The sequence below is a fragment of the Ruegeria sp. AL3 genome, from assembly GCF_056536065.1.
Map to the genome: position 1 here is coordinate 2,269,303 of NZ_JBQFJG010000001.1, position 19,403 is coordinate 2,288,705.

17 protein-coding genes are annotated in these 19,403 nt (G+C 59.1%); 12 read left to right on the top strand and 5 right to left on the bottom strand.

Going from position 1 to position 19,403, the window contains the following annotated elements; translation table 11 throughout:
* Window positions 1-7: 7 nt before the first annotated feature.
* Complete coding sequence (locus ACR3E6_RS11525; protein ID WP_171633290.1) at window positions 8-640, bottom strand: MarC family protein; 633 nt, start codon at window positions 638-640, stop codon at window positions 8-10.
* Window positions 641-718: 78 nt separating this feature from the next.
* On the opposite strand from ACR3E6_RS11525, the gene ACR3E6_RS11530 reads away from it, so the two are divergent.
* The 9 genes from ACR3E6_RS11530 to glmM all read left to right on the top strand — a co-directional run bounded on the left by ACR3E6_RS11530 (window position 719) and on the right by glmM (window position 13,001).
* Window positions 719-1,240 (top strand): DUF6446 family protein, encoded by a 522-nt coding sequence (locus ACR3E6_RS11530; protein WP_480487211.1) that lies wholly within the window; start codon window positions 719-721, stop codon window positions 1,238-1,240.
* A gap of 8 nt (window positions 1,241-1,248) precedes the next feature.
* Entirely contained in the window at window positions 1,249-2,457 is a 1,209-nt protein-coding gene (gltS, locus tag ACR3E6_RS11535; protein WP_480487213.1) for a sodium/glutamate symporter, read from the top strand.
* Window positions 2,458-2,466: 9 nt separating this feature from the next.
* The gene (glyS, locus tag ACR3E6_RS11540) at window positions 2,467-4,701 is read left to right on the top strand and encodes a glycine--tRNA ligase subunit beta (RefSeq protein ID WP_480487215.1); all 2,235 of its coding nucleotides are present in this window, start codon (window positions 2,467-2,469) and stop codon (window positions 4,699-4,701) included.
* An 89-nt stretch (window positions 4,702-4,790) separates the two neighbouring features.
* On the top strand, window positions 4,791-7,331 hold the full coding sequence (locus ACR3E6_RS11545) for a putative PEP-binding protein (RefSeq protein ID WP_480487217.1): 2,541 nt from the start codon (window positions 4,791-4,793) through the stop codon (window positions 7,329-7,331).
* Between the two features lie 187 nt (window positions 7,332-7,518).
* Complete coding sequence (locus ACR3E6_RS11550) at window positions 7,519-8,160, top strand: cell wall hydrolase (RefSeq protein ID WP_171723483.1); 642 nt, start codon at window positions 7,519-7,521, stop codon at window positions 8,158-8,160.
* A gap of 73 nt (window positions 8,161-8,233) precedes the next feature.
* Window positions 8,234-9,607 (top strand): multicopper oxidase family protein, encoded by a 1,374-nt coding sequence (locus tag ACR3E6_RS11555; RefSeq protein ID WP_480487219.1) that lies wholly within the window; start codon window positions 8,234-8,236, stop codon window positions 9,605-9,607.
* Between the two features lie 101 nt (window positions 9,608-9,708).
* Window positions 9,709-10,629: a dihydroneopterin aldolase gene (locus ACR3E6_RS11560; RefSeq protein ID WP_170346604.1), complete on the top strand. Its 921-nt coding sequence runs from the start codon at window positions 9,709-9,711 to the stop codon at window positions 10,627-10,629.
* Window positions 10,626-11,624, top strand: coding sequence for a dihydropteroate synthase (gene folP / locus ACR3E6_RS11565; RefSeq protein WP_480487221.1), 999 nt, complete (start codon window positions 10,626-10,628; stop codon window positions 11,622-11,624). The genes ACR3E6_RS11560 and folP overlap by 4 nt, the downstream gene beginning before the upstream one ends.
* A 33-nt stretch (window positions 11,625-11,657) precedes the next feature.
* A complete protein-coding gene (gene glmM / locus ACR3E6_RS11570) occupies window positions 11,658-13,001 on the top strand; it encodes a phosphoglucosamine mutase (protein WP_171228515.1) in 1,344 nt (447 codons plus the stop codon).
* On the opposite strand, the gene ACR3E6_RS11575 is transcribed toward glmM, so the two are convergent.
* Window positions 12,998-13,900 carry a DMT family transporter gene (locus ACR3E6_RS11575; protein WP_209833415.1) on the bottom strand — a complete coding sequence of 301 codons (903 nt, stop codon included), beginning with the start codon at window positions 13,898-13,900 and terminating at the stop codon, window positions 12,998-13,000. The two genes, glmM and ACR3E6_RS11575, sit on opposite strands and share 4 nt — an antisense overlap.
* Before the next feature lie 132 nt (window positions 13,901-14,032).
* Entirely contained in the window at window positions 14,033-15,055 is a 1,023-nt protein-coding gene (gene ilvC, locus ACR3E6_RS11580) for a ketol-acid reductoisomerase (RefSeq protein ID WP_171633271.1), read from the bottom strand.
* A 131-nt stretch (window positions 15,056-15,186) separates the two neighbouring features.
* On the opposite strand from ilvC, the gene ACR3E6_RS11585 reads away from it, so the two are divergent.
* Window positions 15,187-15,642, top strand: coding sequence for an Lrp/AsnC family transcriptional regulator (locus ACR3E6_RS11585; RefSeq protein ID WP_480487223.1), 456 nt, complete (start codon window positions 15,187-15,189; stop codon window positions 15,640-15,642).
* Window positions 15,639-16,097 (top strand): Lrp/AsnC family transcriptional regulator, encoded by a 459-nt coding sequence (locus ACR3E6_RS11590; RefSeq protein ID WP_152457626.1) that lies wholly within the window; start codon window positions 15,639-15,641, stop codon window positions 16,095-16,097. The genes ACR3E6_RS11585 and ACR3E6_RS11590 overlap by 4 nt, the downstream gene beginning before the upstream one ends.
* Before the next feature lie 6 nt (window positions 16,098-16,103).
* On the opposite strand, the gene ACR3E6_RS11595 is transcribed toward ACR3E6_RS11590, so the two are convergent.
* Window positions 16,104-16,805, bottom strand: a complete 702-nt coding sequence (locus tag ACR3E6_RS11595; RefSeq protein WP_480487225.1) for a GntR family transcriptional regulator — start codon at window positions 16,803-16,805, stop codon at window positions 16,104-16,106.
* Between the two features lie 229 nt (window positions 16,806-17,034).
* On the opposite strand from ACR3E6_RS11595, the gene ACR3E6_RS11600 reads away from it, so the two are divergent.
* Window positions 17,035-18,162 (top strand): aminotransferase class V-fold PLP-dependent enzyme, encoded by a 1,128-nt coding sequence (locus ACR3E6_RS11600; RefSeq protein WP_210092192.1) that lies wholly within the window; start codon window positions 17,035-17,037, stop codon window positions 18,160-18,162.
* A 12-nt stretch (window positions 18,163-18,174) separates the two neighbouring features.
* Here the strand turns inward: ACR3E6_RS11600 and ACR3E6_RS11605 are convergent, their stop codons facing one another.
* Complete coding sequence (locus ACR3E6_RS11605; protein ID WP_480487227.1) at window positions 18,175-19,371, bottom strand: UbiH/UbiF family hydroxylase; 1,197 nt, start codon at window positions 19,369-19,371, stop codon at window positions 18,175-18,177.
* Window positions 19,372-19,403 lie beyond the last annotated feature (32 nt).

The following is a 19,403-nucleotide window of genomic DNA, read 5'->3' on the forward strand; positions in this document are numbered from 1 at the left end:
GAGGCAATCAGGCCAGCCCGGGCAAAAGCGCCTTGAGCCCGTCTGCGATCATGCTGACGGCAATGGCGGCAAGGATCATACCCATGAAGCGGCTCATAATCACGCGCGCGTTGCTGGACAGGCGTTCAGCCAGCCAGGCGGCGTTCCAGAACGTGATCAGAAGCAGGCCGACCACAACGAGAAATACGCCTGCAAAAACAAAGGCCTCGACCGCAGTTTTAACCTGATGTGCGTACAAGATCAGGGTGGTTATCGTGCCGGGGCCCACAAGAATGGGAAAGGCCAGCGGGTAAAAGGCCACCGTATCGGTTTCGGGGTAAGCTTCCTTCTCTCCTTTTGTTCCGTGATGAGAGGTGCTTTCGTTTCCGTTCAGCATGTTGAGACCGATCATCATGACGACCAGGCCGCCGGCGACGCGCAGGTGATTGACGCTGATGCCAAAAAGGCCAAGCGCCTGACTTCCGACCAGCGCAAAGGCACCGCCGAGGATCAGGCAATAGATCACCGTCTTCACCGCAATCTTGCGCTGGTCGGCGGCAGGCAGATCCTGAGTGACGCTCAGAAACACCGGCAGGTTGGAAACCGGGTTCATGATGGCAAACAATGCGCCGAAAAAACCGACAGCAAGCGTGGATTCCATGGTGTTGACCTCATTGATGCCTGTACCCGGACGAAACCTGTCCTATTTTACAAGAACTTGAAAGAGGCAGCCTGAAACATGACGGGAAAACTGCTGGCAATTGTTCTTTTGTTGTCGGCCTTGGTGGCCGGGGCCGGAATGTATTATTTGCAGATTTACGGTTTCTACTACGAGGTCGAACCGCAACCCGGCCAGGACGTGGTCCTGATGACGGACCAAAGCGATGCGCCTGTCCCGATCACCTATTCAGACTTTCAGGCGATTGATGCAGACAGTTCTCCGATCCGCTACCGTGGCTGTTTTGAAACGGATCTGAAACCGGATCAGATGGCCGGGTTTATTGCTGTCGAAAACCCCGAACCCTTGACCGCGCCGGGTTGGTTTGACTGTTACGACGCCGTGTCGTTGGGCGATGCGCTGAAATCGGGGCAGGCGCAGGCGTTTTTGAGCGAAAAGAACATCCATTTCGGCGTCGACCGGATCGTGGCGATTACCAGGGATGGCAAGGGATATGTCTGGCACGCGTTGAACAACTGCGGTGAAAAAGCCTATGACGGTACGGTGGTGGGTGAGGAGTGCCCGACGCGCCCTGAAAACTGAGGAAAACCATGGCTGACGCCGTTTTGATCCCGGACTTCATTACTGCAACTCTGGGGTTTGCGGTGTATTTGTTGGGTGCCCGGATCAACAGCAAAGTCGCAGTTCTGAGGCAGTTCAATATTCCTGAACCGGTCACGGGCGGCCTTTTGGCCTCGCTCGTGGTCTTGCTTCTGTATCTTGGTGCCAATGTAGAGCTGTCATTCGAGTTGCAGACCCGGGACGCTCTGCTGGTTTTGTTCTTTGCCGGAATCGGATTGAACGCGCGGCTTTCTGACTTGATTGCCGGTGGTAAGCCTTTGTTGATCCTGTTGATTTTGACGCTTGTCACGATTGTTGCGCAGAACGTTATCGGCGCGGCAGGGGCTTCCTTGTTTGGCTATCCGGCGCAAGCAGGCGTTCTGTTCGGTTCGGCCGCGTTGATTGGTGGACACGGAACCGCAATTGCATGGGCACCCGAAGTTGCCAGCGCAACGGGTCTGGACGGTGCAACTGAACTTGGCGTTGCCGTGGCGACGCTCGGACTGGTGCTTGCAGCGCTGGTCGGTGGCCCCATCGCCCGTCTTCTGGTGGAAACACGAGGCCTGTCGCCGGACCGACCTGACGAAGAATATACCGTTGGACTGCCGGAAGAAACGACCGCAGCCACCGAAATTGACCATATGACCATCATGCGCGTGCTGCTGCATCTGAACCTTGCGATTATTCTGGGCTATGCGCTGGGCGAGGCGATTTCGGCAGCGGGGCTTAAACTGCCGCTGTTTGTGCCCTGTCTGATCATGGGCATCGTGATTTCGAATGTCCGGGCGGCTATCGCTCCGTCCGCGCCGCCGGTTGCACGGACACCGTCGCTGGCATTGCTGTCTGAATTTGCGCTTGGGGCCTTTCTGGCAATGTCACTGATGAGCTTGCAGTTGTGGACCATCGCGGAACTGGGTGTGGCAATTGCCGTGATCATGACGGCGCAAACGGTGTTTACGGTTGCCTTCGTGATTTGGGTGCTGTTTCCCCTGATGGGCTCGAATTATCGCGGAGCGGTGCTGGCAGCGGGCTTCGGAGGCTTTGCCCTGGGCGCCACACCCACGGCGATTGCAAATATGACGGCTGTAACCAAGCGATATGGGCCGTCGCCTATTGCCTTTATCGTGTTGCCCCTTGTATCCGCCTTCTTTGTGGATATCGCCAATGCCATCGTCATTCAGACGATTGTGAACTTCTAAGGACCGACTATGCCCGACCTGCTGATCGAACTGTTTTCCGAAGAAATTCCTGCGCGGATGCAAACCCGTGCAGGTGAGGATCTGAAAAAGCGGATTACCGATGGTCTGGTCGAGGCCGGTTTGACCTATTCAAACGCGGCCGCACTGACGACACCCCGCCGTCTGACATTGGCGGTGGAAGGTCTGCTGGCGCAAAGCCCGACAATCCGGGAAGAGCGCAAAGGGCCCAAGGTCGGCGCGCCGGACAAGGCGATTGAAGGATTCCTGCGGGGTGCTGGCCTGACCCGCGACCAACTGGAAGAGCGCGAGACCCCCAAGGGCGCCGTTTACTTCGCCACCATCGAGAAACCGGGCCGTCCGGCCGCCGAGATCATTGCCGAAGTGCTGGAAGCCACTATTCGCAACTTCCCATGGCCCAAATCCATGCGTTGGGGCAGCGGCAGTCTGCGGTGGGTGCGCCCGTTGCATTCGATTCTGTGCATCCTGTCGGATGAATCAGGGGCGCAGGTTGTCCCGATGCAGGTCGATGGCATCCGTTCCGGTGACACCACAGCCGGTCATCGTTTCATGGCCCCCAACCGGTTCTCGGTTACGTCTTTCGAGGACTATGCCGCCAAGCTGAAACGCGCATTCGTTTTGCTGTCACAGGATGAACGTGCCGAACACATCTGGAATGATGCGCAGAACATGGCTTTTGCCGCCGGTCTGGAAATCGTCGAAGACAAGGGGCTGTTGGCCGAGGTTGCCGGGCTGGTGGAATGGCCTGTGGTGTTGATGGGGAAAATCGACGAGGAATTCCTCGAATTGCCGCCCGAGGTGTTGCAGACCTCGATGAAAGAGCATCAGAAGTTCTTTTCCGTAAAAAACCACAAGACCGGTCGGATCGAGCGTTTCATCACCGTCGCCAACCGCGAAACCGCCGACAATGGCGCGACCATTCTGGCGGGCAACCAGAAGGTGCTGTCGGCGCGTCTGGCAGATGCGAAATTCTTCTGGGAGAACGACCTGCGCGTTGCCAAATCGGACATCGCCCAATGGACCCGCGCGCTGGAGAACGTGACCTTCCACAACAAACTGGGCACTCAGGCCCAACGTATCGAGCGCATCGCCGCGCTGGCCCGCGAACTGGCTCTGGTGACGGGCGCCGACCCGGATCAGGCCGAGAAAGCCGCGCGTCTGGCCAAGGCCGATCTGAGTTCAGAGATGGTCTATGAATTCCCCGAACTTCAGGGGCTCATGGGGCGGTATTACATCGAAGCCGCCGGCGAGGATGCCGCGGTGGCTGCTGTTGCGCAGGAACATTACTCGCCGCTGGGGCCGTCGGATGATGTGCCTGCGGCACCCCTGTCGGTCGCCGTGGCGCTTGCGGACAAACTTGATACTCTGGCAGGGTTCTGGGCGATCGACGAAAAGCCCACCGGGTCGAAGGACCCGTTCGCGCTGCGTCGCGCGGCATTGGGGGTGATCCGGTTGATCCTGAACAATGATCTGCGGCTGAAGCTGGATCGTTTCTTCGACGCGCAACTCGTTCGGGCCGAAGCGGCTTCCAACGAAGCCTTGCACGACGGGCATGTCGCAGAGCTGTTGGATGAGATTGCCGACCACGGTGTTTTCGGAGCGGCGTTCCATACGGTGAAGGAGAAGCTTGCGGGCGACAAGGCCGGGACGTACCAAATGACGGACTTTCTGCGTCTTGAACGGAAGGTACCCGATACGTCCGATGACCTTTTGTCCTTCTTCCACGACCGCCTCAAAGTCTTTCTGCGTGACGAGGGCATCCGCCACGACATCATCGATGCGTGCATCGCGATGGAGGGGAATGACGACCTCAACCTGCTTGTCAAACGTGCACGCGCGCTGAATGCCGTGATCGCGACCGAGGATGGCGAAAACCTTGTGCAGGGGTTCAAGCGGGCCAACAACATCCTGACCCAGGCCGAGGAAAAGGACGGCGTGGAATACTCTTACGGTGCGGATGTGAAATTCGCCGAGACCGACAGCGAGAAGGCGCTTTTCATGGCTTTGGATGGGGCGCAGACGCAAATCGACGTGGCCCTGAAATCCGAAGACTTTCCAACTGCAATGGCGGCCATGGCGGGGCTGCGCGGGCCGGTGGATGCGTTCTTTGAGGACGTGCAGGTCAACACCGACAATGACGTGATCCGCCGCAACCGGCTGAACCTGCTCAGTCAGATCAGGCAGGTTTGTTCCAGCGTGGCCGATCTGTCGCGGATCGAAGGTTAAAACCTCGGGCACGCAGCGATGCGTGCCCACAACGCCCTTGCACGAAGGGCGCAAGCGCTTATGCTGCAGGCAAATCAAAAGGTGCTGCAGTGCAGAATAATCCGCATACCACGCTCATTACATCCGATGCGCCGGTCACGGCCCATACCCATGGCGGGCGGGCCAAGTGTCTGCAACGGCTGGTCCGACTGGACCTGCCGGTGCCCCGGACCGTCGCCTTGTCGTTTGATGCGGTCCATCAGATTGCGGAAGGCGACGTTCCGAACCTTGACGCGATCCTTGAGCAATTCGACCCCACGACCTTGCTGTGCGTCCGACCAAGTTCTGAAGATCCCGATTGGGGCGGGCCCGGTGCGGTTCTGAACATTGGCATGAATGATGCCCGCTATGTGGACCTGTCCGACACCATGGGGGCAGAGGCCGCTGCTGCGCTGTATCTCAGGTTCGTTCAAAGCTATGCGATCCACGTGGCGCGGCTGGACGCGGATGTGTTTGATGACATCGACATGGATGGCCGCGAAGGCTTGCGCCATTCCCTGCGCGCCTACGAAGATGAAACGGATGAAGCCTTCCCGCAGGACCGGGGTGAACAGCTGATCGGCGTTCTGCGCTCGATGGCACGTGCATGGGACGGGACGTCCGCCCGGCTGCTGCGGCAGGCCAAGGGTGCCCCGGCAGATGCGGGTCTTGGGCTTGTCATTCAAGAGATGATCCCGGGCGTCGGGCAGGGTGAATGCGGATCAGGCGTGCTTCAACTGGTTGATTCCACAACAGGAATGCCACAGATCACCGGTCGCTACCTAAGCCAGAGCCAGGGACGCGACGCGCTAGGCAAAGATGTGGCAGCCCTGTTTCTTGAAAAAGACCCGCGCGGCCCCTCGCTGGAAGAGGTTGCGCCCAAAGCCTTTGCCGACGTCAAAACGCATGCCGTCCTGATGCGCGAAAAACTGCGTGAAGAAATGCAGGTCGAGTTCGTCATTCAAAACGGCAAAGTGCATATTCTGGATGGCGTCCGGGTGCAGCGATCGGCCCGCGCGGCCATGCGCATTGCCGTACGTCTTGCCGAAGACGGTATCATACCGCCGCAAGAGGCGGTGATGCGTGTCGACCCGCACGCGCTGAACGAACTACTGCACCGTCAGGTCCACCCCGATGCGCGCCGCGATGTGCTGACCACCGCCATTGGTGCCAGCCCCGGTGCCTCGACCGGCAAGATCGTGTTCACCTCGGCCGAAGCGCAGGCCAGTGCCGCCCGTGGCGAGGCGTGTGTTCTGGTGCGCCGGGAAACCTCGCCCGAGGATGTGCGCGGGATGCATGCCGCCGTTGCGGTTCTGACGGAAAAGGGCGGCATGACCAGCCACGCGGCCGTGATCGGGCGCGGATTGGGCCTGCCCTGTATCGTCGGGGCCTCGGAAATGCGGTTTCAGACGAAAGACAAGATGCTGACCGCACCGGATGGACGGGTGTTCAAAACCGGCGATATTGTCACCATTGATGGCAGCTCGGGTCAGGTGCTGGCCGGTCAACCCGCCATGCTCGAGGCCGCATTGGATGACTGTTTCCAGACGCTGATGGGCTGGGCCGATGCCGAGCGTGACATCGACATCCGCGCCAACGCCGACACACCGGCTGACGCGCAGACAGCCCGGAACTTTCAGGCTCAGGGGATCGGTCTGTGCCGGACAGAACATATGTTCTTTGATCCCGGCCGTCTGATCGTGATGCGTGAAATGATCTTTGCGCAAACCTCGGCGGGCAGGGCGGCGGTGCTGGAACGCCTGCTTCCGATGCAGCGCGAGGATTTTGTTCAGCTGTTCAGGATCATGGAAGGCCAGCCTGTCTGCATCCGCCTGTTCGATCCACCCTTGCATGAATTTCTGCCGACAACGCGCACCGGGCAACGGGAACTGGCAGAGGCGCTGGACCTTCCTGTGTCCGACGTTGAACGCCGGGTTGAGGCGATGACCGAATACAACCCAATGCTGGGCCTGCGCGGCGTTCGTCTGGGTGTCACCGTGCCCGAGATCTACGACATGCAGGCGCGCGCGATTTTCGAAGCCACGCTGGAGGCCAGAAAAAACGGTGCCCCGGTGGTGCCCGAAGTGATGATCCCGCTGGTATCTGCCAAGCGCGAGGTTGAACTGGTCAAATCCCGCATCGATTCGGTCGCCGCCGCCGTTGAATCTGAACGGGGACAGAAGTTCGAATATCGGCTGGGCGTCATGGTCGAAACACCACGCGCCTGTCTGCGCGCGGAAGAAATCGCGCCGCAGACCGCCTTCATGAGTTTTGGCACAAACGACCTGACACAGATGACCTACGGCCTGTCCCGCGACGATGCCGGTCGTTTCATGTCCGCCTATGTTCGGCAGGGAGTCTTTGGCGAAGATCCGTTCCACGTTCTTGATCCGGATGGGGTCGGGGAATTGCTGAAACTCGGGGCGGAACGAGGGCGTGCCGCGAAACCGAATGTGACCCTTTCGGTCTGTGGCGAACATGGCGGGAACCCCGAATCAATCGCCATTTGCAGGGATTTGGGGTTTGACTATGTTTCGTGTTCGCCGTTCCGGGTTCCGGTCGCTCGGCTGGCTGCCGCTCAACTGGCGATTTCCTCCAGACTTGGGGGTTGACACCGCGCTGAACCCCAAAGAATAGTAGGTTATTCGGTCATTCGTAGGCGAAAATTATTTTCGCCACGGGCAATTTTCCACTTGCTTTTTTTAGGATACTGGACCTTTGCGCAGGATTGCGTTAGATGCCTCGTCGCGCCCGCCGGGGGAGGGTATGGCGCGTGATGTGCCTGTGCGAGGTTATCTGATGCTACGTTACATAATGGCTGTTGCTACAATGGCGGCAACCGTGCTGCCGAGTGCGTCCTTCGCCGAGAGGGAAGCAATTGATACTGCAAAGAAAGAACTTGTCGCCCGCAGTGAGCTGCCGGCGCAAAGCTTCCGGGACTATTTCAAGCTGTTCCAGCCCCGCAAGGCGGCTGAACCTGTCGAAGTGTCCTTCTCCAAAGACTGGCTTGACCAGCAACCAAAGGCCTCCGGTGGTGAAAACTGGAAATGCCTGTCCGAAGCCCTGTATTTCGAGGCGCGCGGCGAAAGCGTGCGCGGCCAGTTCGCGGTTGCCGAGGTGATCCTGAACCGGGTCAAAAGCAGCCGTTTCCCGGATTCCCTGTGCGGGGTGATCCATCAGGGGACCGGCAAGAAATACCAGTGCCAATTTACATACACCTGTGATGGCCGCAAAGAGGTCATCCACGAGAAAACGGCGTATGAGCGTGTGGCAAAAGTCGCGCGGGCAGCCATTGATGGTGTGGCGGATGAGTTGACCGAAGGGGCGACGCACTATCACACGACATCGGTTCGCCCGTCCTGGTCGCGGGTCTATAAACAGACGGCGAAAATCGGCGTGCACATTTTCTACCGCCACAACTATCGGACAGCGAGCAACTGATTGACGCACCCGCGCTGGAAGCTTGCTGGCGTGGGGCAGGTTGCATCCTATATTGCGGGCCAGGAGGCCCGCAATGATTTTGAACCGCAGACATCTTTTGCAATCCGCCGCCGCAGCATTTCTGATGCCGCGTGTGGCCAGCGCGGGTTTTGCACCGCTTAATGCGCGTGTAGCCAAATACCCGATCGCGCCAGCAAGTTATCCTGAAACGGCAGTCTGGACATATGACGGGTCTGTTCCCGGCGTTGAACTGCGCGTCAGGCAGGGCGACCGCATCCAGCGCACCCTGATGAACCAGCTCCCGCAAGCCACGTCGGTCCATTGGCACGGCATTCGCATCGAAAACGCCATGGACGGCGTGCCCGGCCTGACGCAGGACGCGGTGGAAGCGGGCGCAAGCTTTGATTACTCCTTCGTCGTTCCCGATGCAGGGACCTATTGGTACCATGCGCATAACCAGTCGATTGAACAGGTTGCGCGCGGGCTTTATGGGCCGCTGATCGTCGAAGAAACCGTGGCCCCCGATGTGGATCAGGATTTGGTGCTGATGCTGGACGACTGGCGGCTTGATCCGGAAACCGCCCAGATCACGGATGATTTCGACAATGGCCATGATCTGAGCCATGCAGGTCGGATTGGGAACATCCTGACCGTCAACGGATCATTCGATCCCGCGTTTGCGGTACGCAGAAACGAGCGACTGCGACTGCGATTGGTCAACGCCTCAAATGCCCGGATATTTGACCTGGATCTTGATGGTCTTTCAGGATGGATCGTCGCCTTGGATGGAATGCCCTTGGACACACCGCTGCGGCTGTCGGGCTCTTTCCCGCTGGCACCTGCACAGCGTGCGGATCTGATTGTGGATGTCGTCACCGAGGGCGAAACGGCAAGCCTGGTCAGCGTCGAAAGAGATGGTTCCTTTGGGCTGGCGCGGTTCGAGGTTGGTGGAAACGCTGCCGGGGCGCACAGGCAGGGCGTGTCAGCATTGCCGCCTAACCCTCTGCCTGAGATCGGGAATTTTCAACGTGCCAGAGCGCACCAGATGGTTCTGCAAGGTGGCGCAATGCGGTGGCTGGAAAGCGGCCGGCTGGGTGGAACGGAACTGTCAGGCCGCGAACTGGCGCAGTTGGGCAAATTCTGGGCGCTGAACGGTTACGCCGAGCGCCCCGAAGATCCGTTTCTGGATGCGGCCGTCGGCAGTTTGCACAGGATCGAGTTCGTAAATGAAACCGCATTTCCGCACGCAATGCATCTGCACGGGCATCACTTCCGGCTGATCATGGACGATGGCTCTCTGGGCCCCTGGCGTGATACCGTTCTGGTCGGGCGGGGACAGACTCGCCAAATCGCATTGATCGCGGACAATCCCGGGAACTGGTTGCTGCATTGTCATATGCTTGGGCATGCTGCTTCCGGGATGATGAGCTGGTTTCGGGTCTCGTGACGCCGCATTCGGCGGTTGGAATGGCGCTTGTTTGAATGCTATAGGCCCTCGCGACGCCTATAGTAGGCAAACTATGCAACGAGCCCGAAAAGGCCTGACCCATGAGTTCTGAAATCCGCTTGGCATTCGCACACCCGTCCGAACGGTCCGAAGCGACGTCTCCTCGGGGGCCGTTGGATCGTATCTCTTTGCGCGACCATATCGTCGAAGTCGAAATCGGTGCCTTCCAGGCCGAGCGGGGAACAACCCAGCGGATCTGTTTCAACATCGTGGTCGAAGTCCGGCCTCTGACAGACCCGATTGATGATGATGTGGACCGAATCCTGTCATATGACCGCGTAACGGAATCCATCGCCTATGAGCTGGCGGCCGAGCGCCTGAACCTGCTTGAGACATTGGCCGAACGCGTTGCGGAACGCATATTGCTTGAACCTCAGGCTGTAAGGGTCTTTGTTCGCATCGAAAAACTGGATCGAGGCCCGGGTGCGTTGGGGGTTGAGATCGTGCGTGGAAAAGACTCGGTCCATCATGAGGTGGCCGAAGAAGAACGCCCGCATCCCCGCCTTGTCTTCCTGTCGAATGACGCCATCGCCTCGGAAAACCTGAAGGGTTGGATCGATCAGTTGGAGAACCGTCAGCGCCCGCTGATCCTGTGTGTCGGGGCGTCCGAACTGGCCGCTCCGCAAACGGGTCATGCGATGACGCAACGCCGAATTGACCTGTTGGCAATTGAACAGAATGCCTGGGTTCTGGCGGCACGGGACCATCGCTGTGTGGTGGTCTCAACGCGGACCGAATTGGATTGGGCGATGAAGAACGGCCAGATCTGTGTCTGGGCCCCATCCAAGATCGTATTGGACGCCGTTGACGGCCCGTCTGCCGCCCCGTCGGATGCCGTGGCGCTGGCTGCATGGTTCGCGGCGACCTTTGAAGCGAGCGAAATGATGGTGATCGGCGGCGCATTGCCGACGGAACCCAAAACGCCCTTGCGCGCTGTTGCGGTGGATCAGGCCCAGCTGTGAGAACCTATTTCAGACCACTGGTTCAGCATGGAGCGACCCGTCCGGCAGGCGCTGTGCCGCTGGCGGGCCAACCCCTTTGGTTCACTCATGCCGAGGCCCTGCGGCGCGGGTCAGAACCCGAAATCGTCGCGGCCTCGGACGTTCCGTCAGATTACCTGAGCCGTTTGATTCAACCGCGGGCTGACGTGGCGGGCCTTGATATGCAGGTGCCTCATATCATGGGGATTCTGAATGCCACGCCGGACAGTTTCTCGGATGGCGGTGTTCACAGCTCGGTAGATGCTGCTCGCGTGGCTGCGGTGAATATGGTGGCGCATGGTGCCACGATTCTGGATATCGGCGGAGAGTCCACCCGTCCGGGGGCGGATTTTGTCCCGGCCGGGGAAGAGATCGCGCGAACCCGCCCGTTGATCGAAGCGATCCGGTCGGAAACAGGCGCTTTGATTTCCGTCGATACACGAAAGGTCGATGTCGCCAAGGCTGCCTGCGCGGCCGGGGCAGGGTTGGTCAACGATGTCTCGGGCTTCACCTTCGATCCGGCATTGGCACCGTTCTGTGCCGCGCAGAGAGTGCCTGTCTGTGTCATGCACATGCAGGGTGATCCGGCGACGATGCAGAGCAATCCGCAATACGACAATGTATTGCTGGATGTTTACGATTTTCTCGAAGGCCAGATTGCGTTGCTGGAACGTCTTGGCCTGAGCCGCGATCAGGTCGTTGTGGATCCCGGGATCGGGTTTGGGAAGACCGAGGATCACAACCTGATCCTTCTGCGAAATCTCAGCCTGTTCCAAGGCTTGGGTTGCCCGATCCTGTTGGGCGTGTCGCGCAAGGGCTTTATTGGCGCCATCGGAAAAGAGCCTTGCAAGACTGCCCGCGCGCCGGGATCAATCGCGGTGGCTCTGGCCGGATTGTCTCAGGGCGTGCAGATCATCCGCGTTCATGACGTGGCCGAGACCTCTCAGGCCTTGCGCCTATGGGCTGCTGTCCGGTAATCCGGTCGCACGGCAAATCACGGAGTAACACCTATGCGCAAGCTGTTCGGAACCGACGGGGTGCGGGGCACCGCCAACACGCATCCGATGACGGCAGAGATGGCGTTGCGCATCGGGGCCGCTGTCGGGCGGTATTTCCGACGCGACGCGACAGGGGTGCACCGGGTTGTCATCGGCAAGGATACGCGTTTGTCCGGCTATATGCTGGAAAACGCGCTGACGGCCGGTTTGACATCCACTGGAATGAACGTGCTGCTGCTGGGGCCCGTTCCGACGCCCGCCGTTGGCCTTATGACGCGGTCCATGAGGGCTGATCTGGGCGTCATGATCTCGGCCAGCCACAACCCTGCCGAAGACAACGGAATCAAGTTCTTTGGGCCGGACGGCTATAAACTGTCCGATCAGGCCGAGGTCGAGATCGAAAGGCTGATCGACGAAGGCGTCAGACCCGCCCAGGCGCAGAATATCGGCCGGGCGCGCCGGGTTGATGACGCACGGTTTCGCTATGGCGAACGTGTGAAGTCGTCGTTGCCGCGGAACGTCAGTCTGGATGGTTTGAAGGTGGTGATCGATTGTGCGAACGGCGCAGCCCACCGCACCGCGCCAGAAGTTCTGTGGGAGCTGGGCGCAGAAGTGATCCCCGTGGGAATCGCGCCCAACGGCAAGAATATCAATCTCAACTGCGGATCGACCAAGCCGCAACTGGCCGCAGAAACCGTTGTCGCGCATGGCGCCGACGTGGGCATTTGTCTGGACGGCGACGCGGACAGGGTGGTTGTGGTCGACGAAACCGGCCAGGTGGCTGACGGCGATCAGCTTATGGCTTTGCTGGCGACGGCATGGAAGAAATCGGGCCAGTTGAAAGGCGACGCCCTGGTCGCGACCGTCATGTCCAACCTGGGCTTGGAACGCCATCTGACAGCGCAGGGTTTGCGTCTGGAGCGAACGGCCGTCGGTGATCGCTACGTGGTCGAACGGATGCGTGAAGGTGGGTTCAACCTTGGTGGGGAACAGTCCGGCCATATCGTGATGAGCGATTATGCCACAACCGGTGATGGGTTGATGGCTGGGCTGCATTTCCTGGCGGAAATGGTTTTGTCGGGGCGCAAGGCATCTGATCTGTCCAAGCAGTTCGAAACCGTTCCGCAGTTGCTGAAGAATGTGCGCTATTCCAGCGATCAAACACCGTTGGAGGTTCAAAGTGTTCAGGCGGCCATCGCCGATGCCGAGGCGCGGCTGAACGGGCAGGGCCGTTTGTTGATCCGCAAATCCGGGACCGAGCCTCTGATCCGCGTGATGGCTGAATGCGAAGACGATGGGTTGCTGACCCAAGTTGTCGACAGCATCGTGGCAGAGGTCGAAGCCGCCACAAGCTAGTGCCCGAACAATACCTTTCGCAGGCTGAACCACTGGCTGATGGCCATGCCGGTCAGGATCAGCGCCAAAGCGATGTAAAAGCGCAGGGGCAGGGCCTCGGACAGGATCCATGCGCCGAACACCATCGACCAGATCGGCACCTGGTAATTCACCAATGTCAGGAAAACCGACCCGGCGCTGCGGGTGATCGAAACGCGCAAAAGGGTGGCAAACGCGGTTGGCAGCAATCCCAGAACGATCAGGGCGATTGTCGGGCGGGGGCCTTGCCAGGTCGGCAGCCCCTCGGTGACCAGCATTATGGGCAGAAGAAGCACAGCCCCGACAACCAGCGTCAGAGCAGCCAGTACCAAAGGGTCAACCGGCGGACAGCGTCGCGTCAGCACGGATGAACTTGCATAACACAACGCTGCCGTGATGCAGGCCAGTTGTGCGACGGGTTCTGCCCCCTGGCCCAATTGTGCAAGGCCGGGTCCGATCAAAACCAGGGCCCCGGAAAAGCCAAGGCACACCCCCATAAATCGGCGCAGGTTCAGTGGTTCATCCGAGAAGAAATGCGCAAGCGGCAGCACCATCAGCGGGATAGCAGCCATGGACAGCCCCGCAAAGGCAGATGGCACAAATTGCTGCCCCCAGCTCAGCAACATGAATGGCACGGCAGTGGACAGCACGCCAATAAGGACAATCGAAACACTCAGCGCCGGCGTCAGAACCGGCAGCTTGCGACCGGTCGCCCTCATCATCAGCAACAGGGTAACAGCGCCCAGCGTGGTTCGTGAGGTGGCAACGGTGATTGGGCCATACCCTTCAAGCGCCATGGCAACGACCATGAAGGTCGCGCCCCAGATCAGGCCCAGCGTGAAGACGCCGCTCCAGTCCTGTCTTGTCGGCTGTAGAACCATTGATTGTCCTGTCGGAACGCGCGGGTGCGCCAAAAAATTTAACCTGACCGGCTGTTTATGTGCCTTGCCGGACCTTTGTTCAAACGAAAAAGGCGGCCACGCGGGCCGCCCTGTGAAAGGCTTCCGCCCTACTTAGTTCTTTTCTTTGTCAACCATCTTCCCGGCCGAAATCCACGGCATCATGCCGCGCAGCTTGGCGCCGGTTTCTTCGATCATATGCTCGTCATTGGCACGGCGCGCCGCTTTGATGGTCGGCTGGCCAACGGCGTTTTCCAGCATGAAGTCACGAACGAATTTACCCTGCTGGATGTCGTCCAGAACCGCTTTCATGCGCGCTTTGGTTTCGTCGTATTTCAGGATACGCGGCCCGGTGACGTACTGGCCGTATTCGGCGGTGTTCGAGATCGAATAATCCATGTTGGCGATGCCGCCTTCATAGATCAGGTCAACGATCAGCTTCACTTCGTGCAGGCACTCGAAATACGCCATTTCAGGGGCGTAACCGGCTTCGACCAGAGTTTCAAAGCCGCAGCGGATCAGTTCGACCAGACCACCGCACAGAACGGCCTGTTCGCCGAACAGGTCGGTTTCACATTCTTCACGGAAGTTGGTTTCGATGATGCCCGAGCGCCCGCCACCGATGGCCGAGCAGTAGGACAGGCCGATTTCCAGCGCCTTGCCGGTTGCATCGTTGTGGACAGCGACCAGGCAGGGCACGCCGCCGCCTTTGGTGTATTCGCCGCGCACGGTGTGGCCGGGGCCCTTGGGGGCCATCATGATGACGTCGACGCCTTCTTTCGGCTCGATCAGGCCGAAATGGACGTTCAGGCCGTGGGCAAAGGCGATAGCCGCGCCCGGCTTGATGTTGTCGTGGACATATTTTTTGTAGGTCTCGGCCTGAAGCTCGTCGGGCATGGTGAACATGATCACGTCACACCAGGCAGCCGCTTCGGCGATGCCCATCACTTGCAGACCTTCCGCTTCGGCTTTCTTGGCCGAGGGCGAGCCTTCGCGCAGGGCGATGACCAGGTTCTTTGCGCCTGAATCGCGCAGGTTCAGCGCGTGGGCGTGACCTTGCGAGCCATAGCCCAGGATAGCCACTTTCTTGTCTTTGATCAGGTTGATATCGCAATCGCGATCGTAATAGACGCGCATTTCGCCGGTCCTTTCTGGTTTGATTGCGGCGGTTGTATCTGCCTGTTCGCGCAATGGCGATAGGGTTGGGCTTGAGTATTTGCAAAAAAGATGAAGAATAATTCGTAATAATTAGAGAAAGTGAAAAAATCATGCTTGATGATATTGATCGGCGCATTCTGCGCCACTTTCAAGCAGACCCGAGCCTGACAACAGCGGAACTGGCCGATCTTTGCCGGATCAGCGCGGGCGTCTGCTGGCGGCGAATCGAAAAGATGCAGACCGCAGGGATCATCGAAGGGCAGGAGGTCGTGATAGACTGGGCCGCGATGGGATATGCTGTCGAAGTTTCGCTTCGGATCACGCTCGACAAGACGCAGGCCCGAGCTTTCGACGATTTCACGCAGGCGGCGCGTGACGTGGCAGAGGTAATCGAAATCCAGACCTTTCTGGGTCGTGTCGATGTTCGTCTTTCCGTCATTGCAAGAGATATGAAGCATTATCAGCAGCTTTATCGCGACCGGATTCTGACCCTGCCTCATATTGCCGATATCGAGGCCCTTATGCACATCGCGCGGGTCAAGCGGGACGAGGTACTGCCGGTATGATCGAACTGGATGAGATTGATCGCCGTCTTCTTCGCGCGCTGCAACAGGATGCCACGCAAAGTGCCGGAGCATTGGGGCGCCGGTTCGGGTTGTCCCAACCCGCCACGTGGCGCCGCATTCGTCGGCTGGAAGAGGCAGGAATAATCAAGGGCCGTCGGCTGCGTCTGAATGCCGAGGCGCTGGGGTTCGGTGTCACAGTCTTTCTGGGCATCAAGCTGGGGCGCAAGGGCCAAGTCAGTCTTGAAGATTTTGAGCGCGCTGTCAGTGCCGTGCCCGAGGTGCAGACAGTCGAACACGTGCTGGGGTTGTATGATTATCGACTGCGTGTCGTAGCCCGGGACTTGGCCGATTTTGAGCGTGTATTGCGGCGTCGGATCATGACTCTTCCGGGTGCAGGCGACGTCGAGGCCAACGTTCTGCTGAGCGAAGAACGTCTGCCCGGTCCCATCGGCTGAACAGAGTCAGTATTTCGTGCGGATGCAATAGCCCGGACGATGCGTCATGCGCGCAAAGGTAAGCGGCCTGTCTTCTTTCCAGGTGGTGCGCTCCATTTGAATCATGGATGTTCCCGCCGTGGTGCCCATGAATTCTGCCAGTCGCGCATCTGCGGAAATGGCACAGAAAGCGACCTCGGCATCGGTGAAAGGTGCGGCCGTCAACAGCCATTCATGTGGCCCCTGTTCGAACAGGTCCGCGTCCTCCACGTCAGGTACGGCCTCGATGTTGATCCATCGTTCTTCCATCTGGAAGGGCCGATTATCTGCATAGTGCATACAAATTACATGTAGAACACGCGCGTCCGGTGCCACGTTGATCTGCGAGGAAAGCCATCCTGGGCTCGTGACCACATTCCTTTCAACAAGCGCATAGCGATAGTTTGCATTCTGGTTTTCGACCACTTGCCGCGCCAGTGACAATTCAAGTTTGGCGTGTTTGCTGGGCTCTTTCTTGACACGTGTCCCGCTCTTGCGTTTGCGCTCGACAAAGCCCTGGTCGGCCAGTTCTCTCAAGGCTCTGTTCACAGTGGCCCGGGCGCAATTGAACTCCTCTGCCAGCTGGGTCTCCGTCGGCAAAAGCGATCCTTGTGGCCAGACACGGCTTTCAATGCGTCGTTTTACTTCGTCTCGAACGAACTGGAAGCTGATCCGCTTTTGTATCGTCACGGGTGAATCTATCCCTTCAAGTATAAAGTGTGCGCATCTGTTCAGAAGCAAGTAGAAGTGTAAAGGGGAAGTGACACTGGTTGGCGTCATTTTTCTGTTTTCAGGAAACTAAGTGAAAAAAATTAAGTGTTTGTTAAGCTTTACGTTGGGTCAATTTTTGCAGCGAAAGGGCTTTACCCGCACTGACAAAGCGGACAAGACTTCGAAAACGCTTTGGAGAGGATGCGCCATGCCAGGCTTGCTGGAAACCGTTGACCCGGACGGGCTCGAAGAATTCTCGGTCGTATTTACCGACCGCTCGCTGAACCATATGTCGCAAAAGTTTCAGCAGGTGATGTGCGACATTTCGGATATGTTGAAGGGCGTGTACAACGCGGATGGCGTTGCCGTTATTCCCGGTGGTGGAACCTATGCCATGGAAGCGGTCGCCCGACAGTTTGCGCGCGGCGCAGATGTGCTTGTGGTTCGCAATGGTTGGTTTTCGTACCGGTGGAGCCAGATCATTGAAAGCGGTTCTCTGACAAACTCGACCACGGTCATGAAGGCGCGCGAGACTGGCAATTCCAGCCCATCGCCTTTTGCGCCTGCTCCACTCGAAGAGGTCGTCGCCGCGATTCGCGAACAAAAGCCCGGTGTTGTTTTTGCTCCGCATGTCGAAACGTCGGCGGGGGTCATTCTGCCGGATGATTATGTGACCGCGCTGGCAAGCGCGGCGCATGAAGTGGGTGCGCTGATGGTGTTGGATTGCATTGCGTCGGGTTGCGCCTGGGTGGACATGAAAGCCACCGGTGTCGATGTTCTGATCTCGGCGCCGCAGAAAGGGTGGAGCGCCTCGCCATGTGCCGGTCTGGTCATGTTGTCTGAACGCGGAGAGGCACGTCTGGAGCAGACCAGTTCCGACAGTTTCGCCCTTGATCTGAAGAAATGGCGGCAGATCATGCAAGCCTATGAAAACGGCGGCCACGCCTACCACGCCACGATGCCGACCGATGCGTTGCTGGCCTTCCGCGACACCATGGCAGAGACTCGTGAATACGGGTTCGAAAAGTTGCGTGCGGCGCAATGGGCGCTGGGTGACGGTGTGCGGTCGATGCTGAAGGACAAGGGTGTTGTTTCGGTTGCGGCCGACGGTTTCGGCGCGCCCGGAGTTGTGGTCAGCTATACCTCGGATCCGGAAATCCAGAACGGCAAGAAATTTGCGGCACTTGGCATGCAGATTGCCGCGGGTGTTCCGTTGCAATGTGATGAGCCCGAAGGGTTCAGCACGTTTCGGTTGGGTCTGTTCGGGCTCGACAAGCTGTACGACGTGGACGGCACCATCGCGCGTTTGAAACGGGTGCTGGATCAGGTTCTTTAAGCGGACCGGGCCTTAGCGAACGCCGAGGCCCATCTGCATCAAAGTCTTGCGCACGGGGGGCAGGGAATAGAGCGCGCTCAGCCCCATCGCCCGTGCATCCCGCAGCGGCCGCGTCTTGATCATCGAGGCACGGTTTAGCAGATCAATGCCCTTGACGCGCATCTGGACCTCGGTGTGACGGGCCTTGTGATAGGCACCCAGCATCTGTTCGTCTCCCAGACCTTCGGGCCGGGCCTGTGCCAAATCCAGCAGGCAACGCAGGTCGCCCAGAGACATGTTCAATCCCTGTGCCCCGATGGGAGGCACCACATGCGCCGCCTCGGCCATCAGCGCAATGCGTTCACCCGCCAACCGTTCCGCCGATTGGCTGATGATCGGCCAGATCGTTCTGCGGGATGCCAATTTCAGCGGGCCGAACAAACCGCAGGACCGAGAGGTCATGGCGGCCTCGAATGCCTCGGGTTCCAGGTTCAGAAGTTCAACGGCCTTCGGGCCGCGCTCCATCCAGACGATAGCGGACGAGGGCTGCCCGTTCCAGTCCGGCAGAGGCACCAGCGTGAACGGCCCCCCGGATCTGTGAATCTCAGTCGAGACATTCTCGTGTGGAATGGGGTGCGTCACCGCAAATGCCAGCGCCTTTTGCCCATATCGAGTTGTGTGCACCTCGATGCCGGCCGCTTCGCGCATTGGCGAATTGCGACCATCGGCAGCAATCACAAGTCTGCACCGAACGCGGCGGCCATCGCTCAGGCCCACGCGGGCCTCGGCGGTTCGGGTGAACAGGCTGGTGGTCGCGGTGCCGGGGCGGAAATCGACATTTGGCAACTCGGCCAGTCGTGCCACCATTTCACGGCGCAACAGCCAGTTGGGCAGGTTCCAGCCGAAAGGTTGTTCGGAGATGTCGGCCGCGTTGAAGTCGCGAACGACGCGTGGCTCGGGCAAGTCGCCCCCGGCGTCAACGATCCGCATGACTTGCAACGGGGCTGCCTGTGCATCCAGTCTTGCCCACAGACCGCATTGTTCCAGCAGGCCACGCGCAGGCTGCAAGAAAGCCGTTGTACGCAGGTCCGACCCGTCCACGTCCCGCTCGGTGATCGGAGGGCTCGGATCAACGCAGATCACTTCAAAACCTGCTGTTCCGAATACCGCCGCAGCGGTCAGACCGGCGATCCCGCCACCGGAAATCAGGATGTCACAGCTGTCGGACATGGCGCCTCTCATCATTCTGGGCAGAACCTAGT

Coding starts and splice junctions, on each gene's coding strand:
- ACR3E6_RS11525 (WP_171633290.1), bottom strand. CDS start 640: ATGGAATCCACGCTTGCTGTCGGTTTTTTCGGCGCATTGTTTGCCATC.
- ACR3E6_RS11530 (WP_480487211.1), top strand. CDS start 719: ATGACGGGAAAACTGCTGGCAATTGTTCTTTTGTTGTCGGCCTTGGTG.
- gltS (WP_480487213.1), top strand. CDS start 1,249: ATGGCTGACGCCGTTTTGATCCCGGACTTCATTACTGCAACTCTGGGG.
- glyS (WP_480487215.1), top strand. CDS start 2,467: ATGCCCGACCTGCTGATCGAACTGTTTTCCGAAGAAATTCCTGCGCGG.
- ACR3E6_RS11550 (WP_171723483.1), top strand. CDS start 7,519: ATGCTACGTTACATAATGGCTGTTGCTACAATGGCGGCAACCGTGCTG.
- ACR3E6_RS11555 (WP_480487219.1), top strand. CDS start 8,234: ATGATTTTGAACCGCAGACATCTTTTGCAATCCGCCGCCGCAGCATTT.
- ACR3E6_RS11560 (WP_170346604.1), top strand. CDS start 9,709: ATGAGTTCTGAAATCCGCTTGGCATTCGCACACCCGTCCGAACGGTCC.
- glmM (WP_171228515.1), top strand. CDS start 11,658: ATGCGCAAGCTGTTCGGAACCGACGGGGTGCGGGGCACCGCCAACACG.
- ACR3E6_RS11575 (WP_209833415.1), bottom strand. CDS start 13,900: ATGGTTCTACAGCCGACAAGACAGGACTGGAGCGGCGTCTTCACGCTG.
- ilvC (WP_171633271.1), bottom strand. CDS start 15,055: ATGCGCGTCTATTACGATCGCGATTGCGATATCAACCTGATCAAAGAC.
- ACR3E6_RS11585 (WP_480487223.1), top strand. CDS start 15,187: ATGCTTGATGATATTGATCGGCGCATTCTGCGCCACTTTCAAGCAGAC.
- ACR3E6_RS11590 (WP_152457626.1), top strand. CDS start 15,639: ATGATCGAACTGGATGAGATTGATCGCCGTCTTCTTCGCGCGCTGCAA.
- ACR3E6_RS11600 (WP_210092192.1), top strand. CDS start 17,035: ATGCCAGGCTTGCTGGAAACCGTTGACCCGGACGGGCTCGAAGAATTC.
- ACR3E6_RS11605 (WP_480487227.1), bottom strand. CDS start 19,371: ATGTCCGACAGCTGTGACATCCTGATTTCCGGTGGCGGGATCGCCGGT.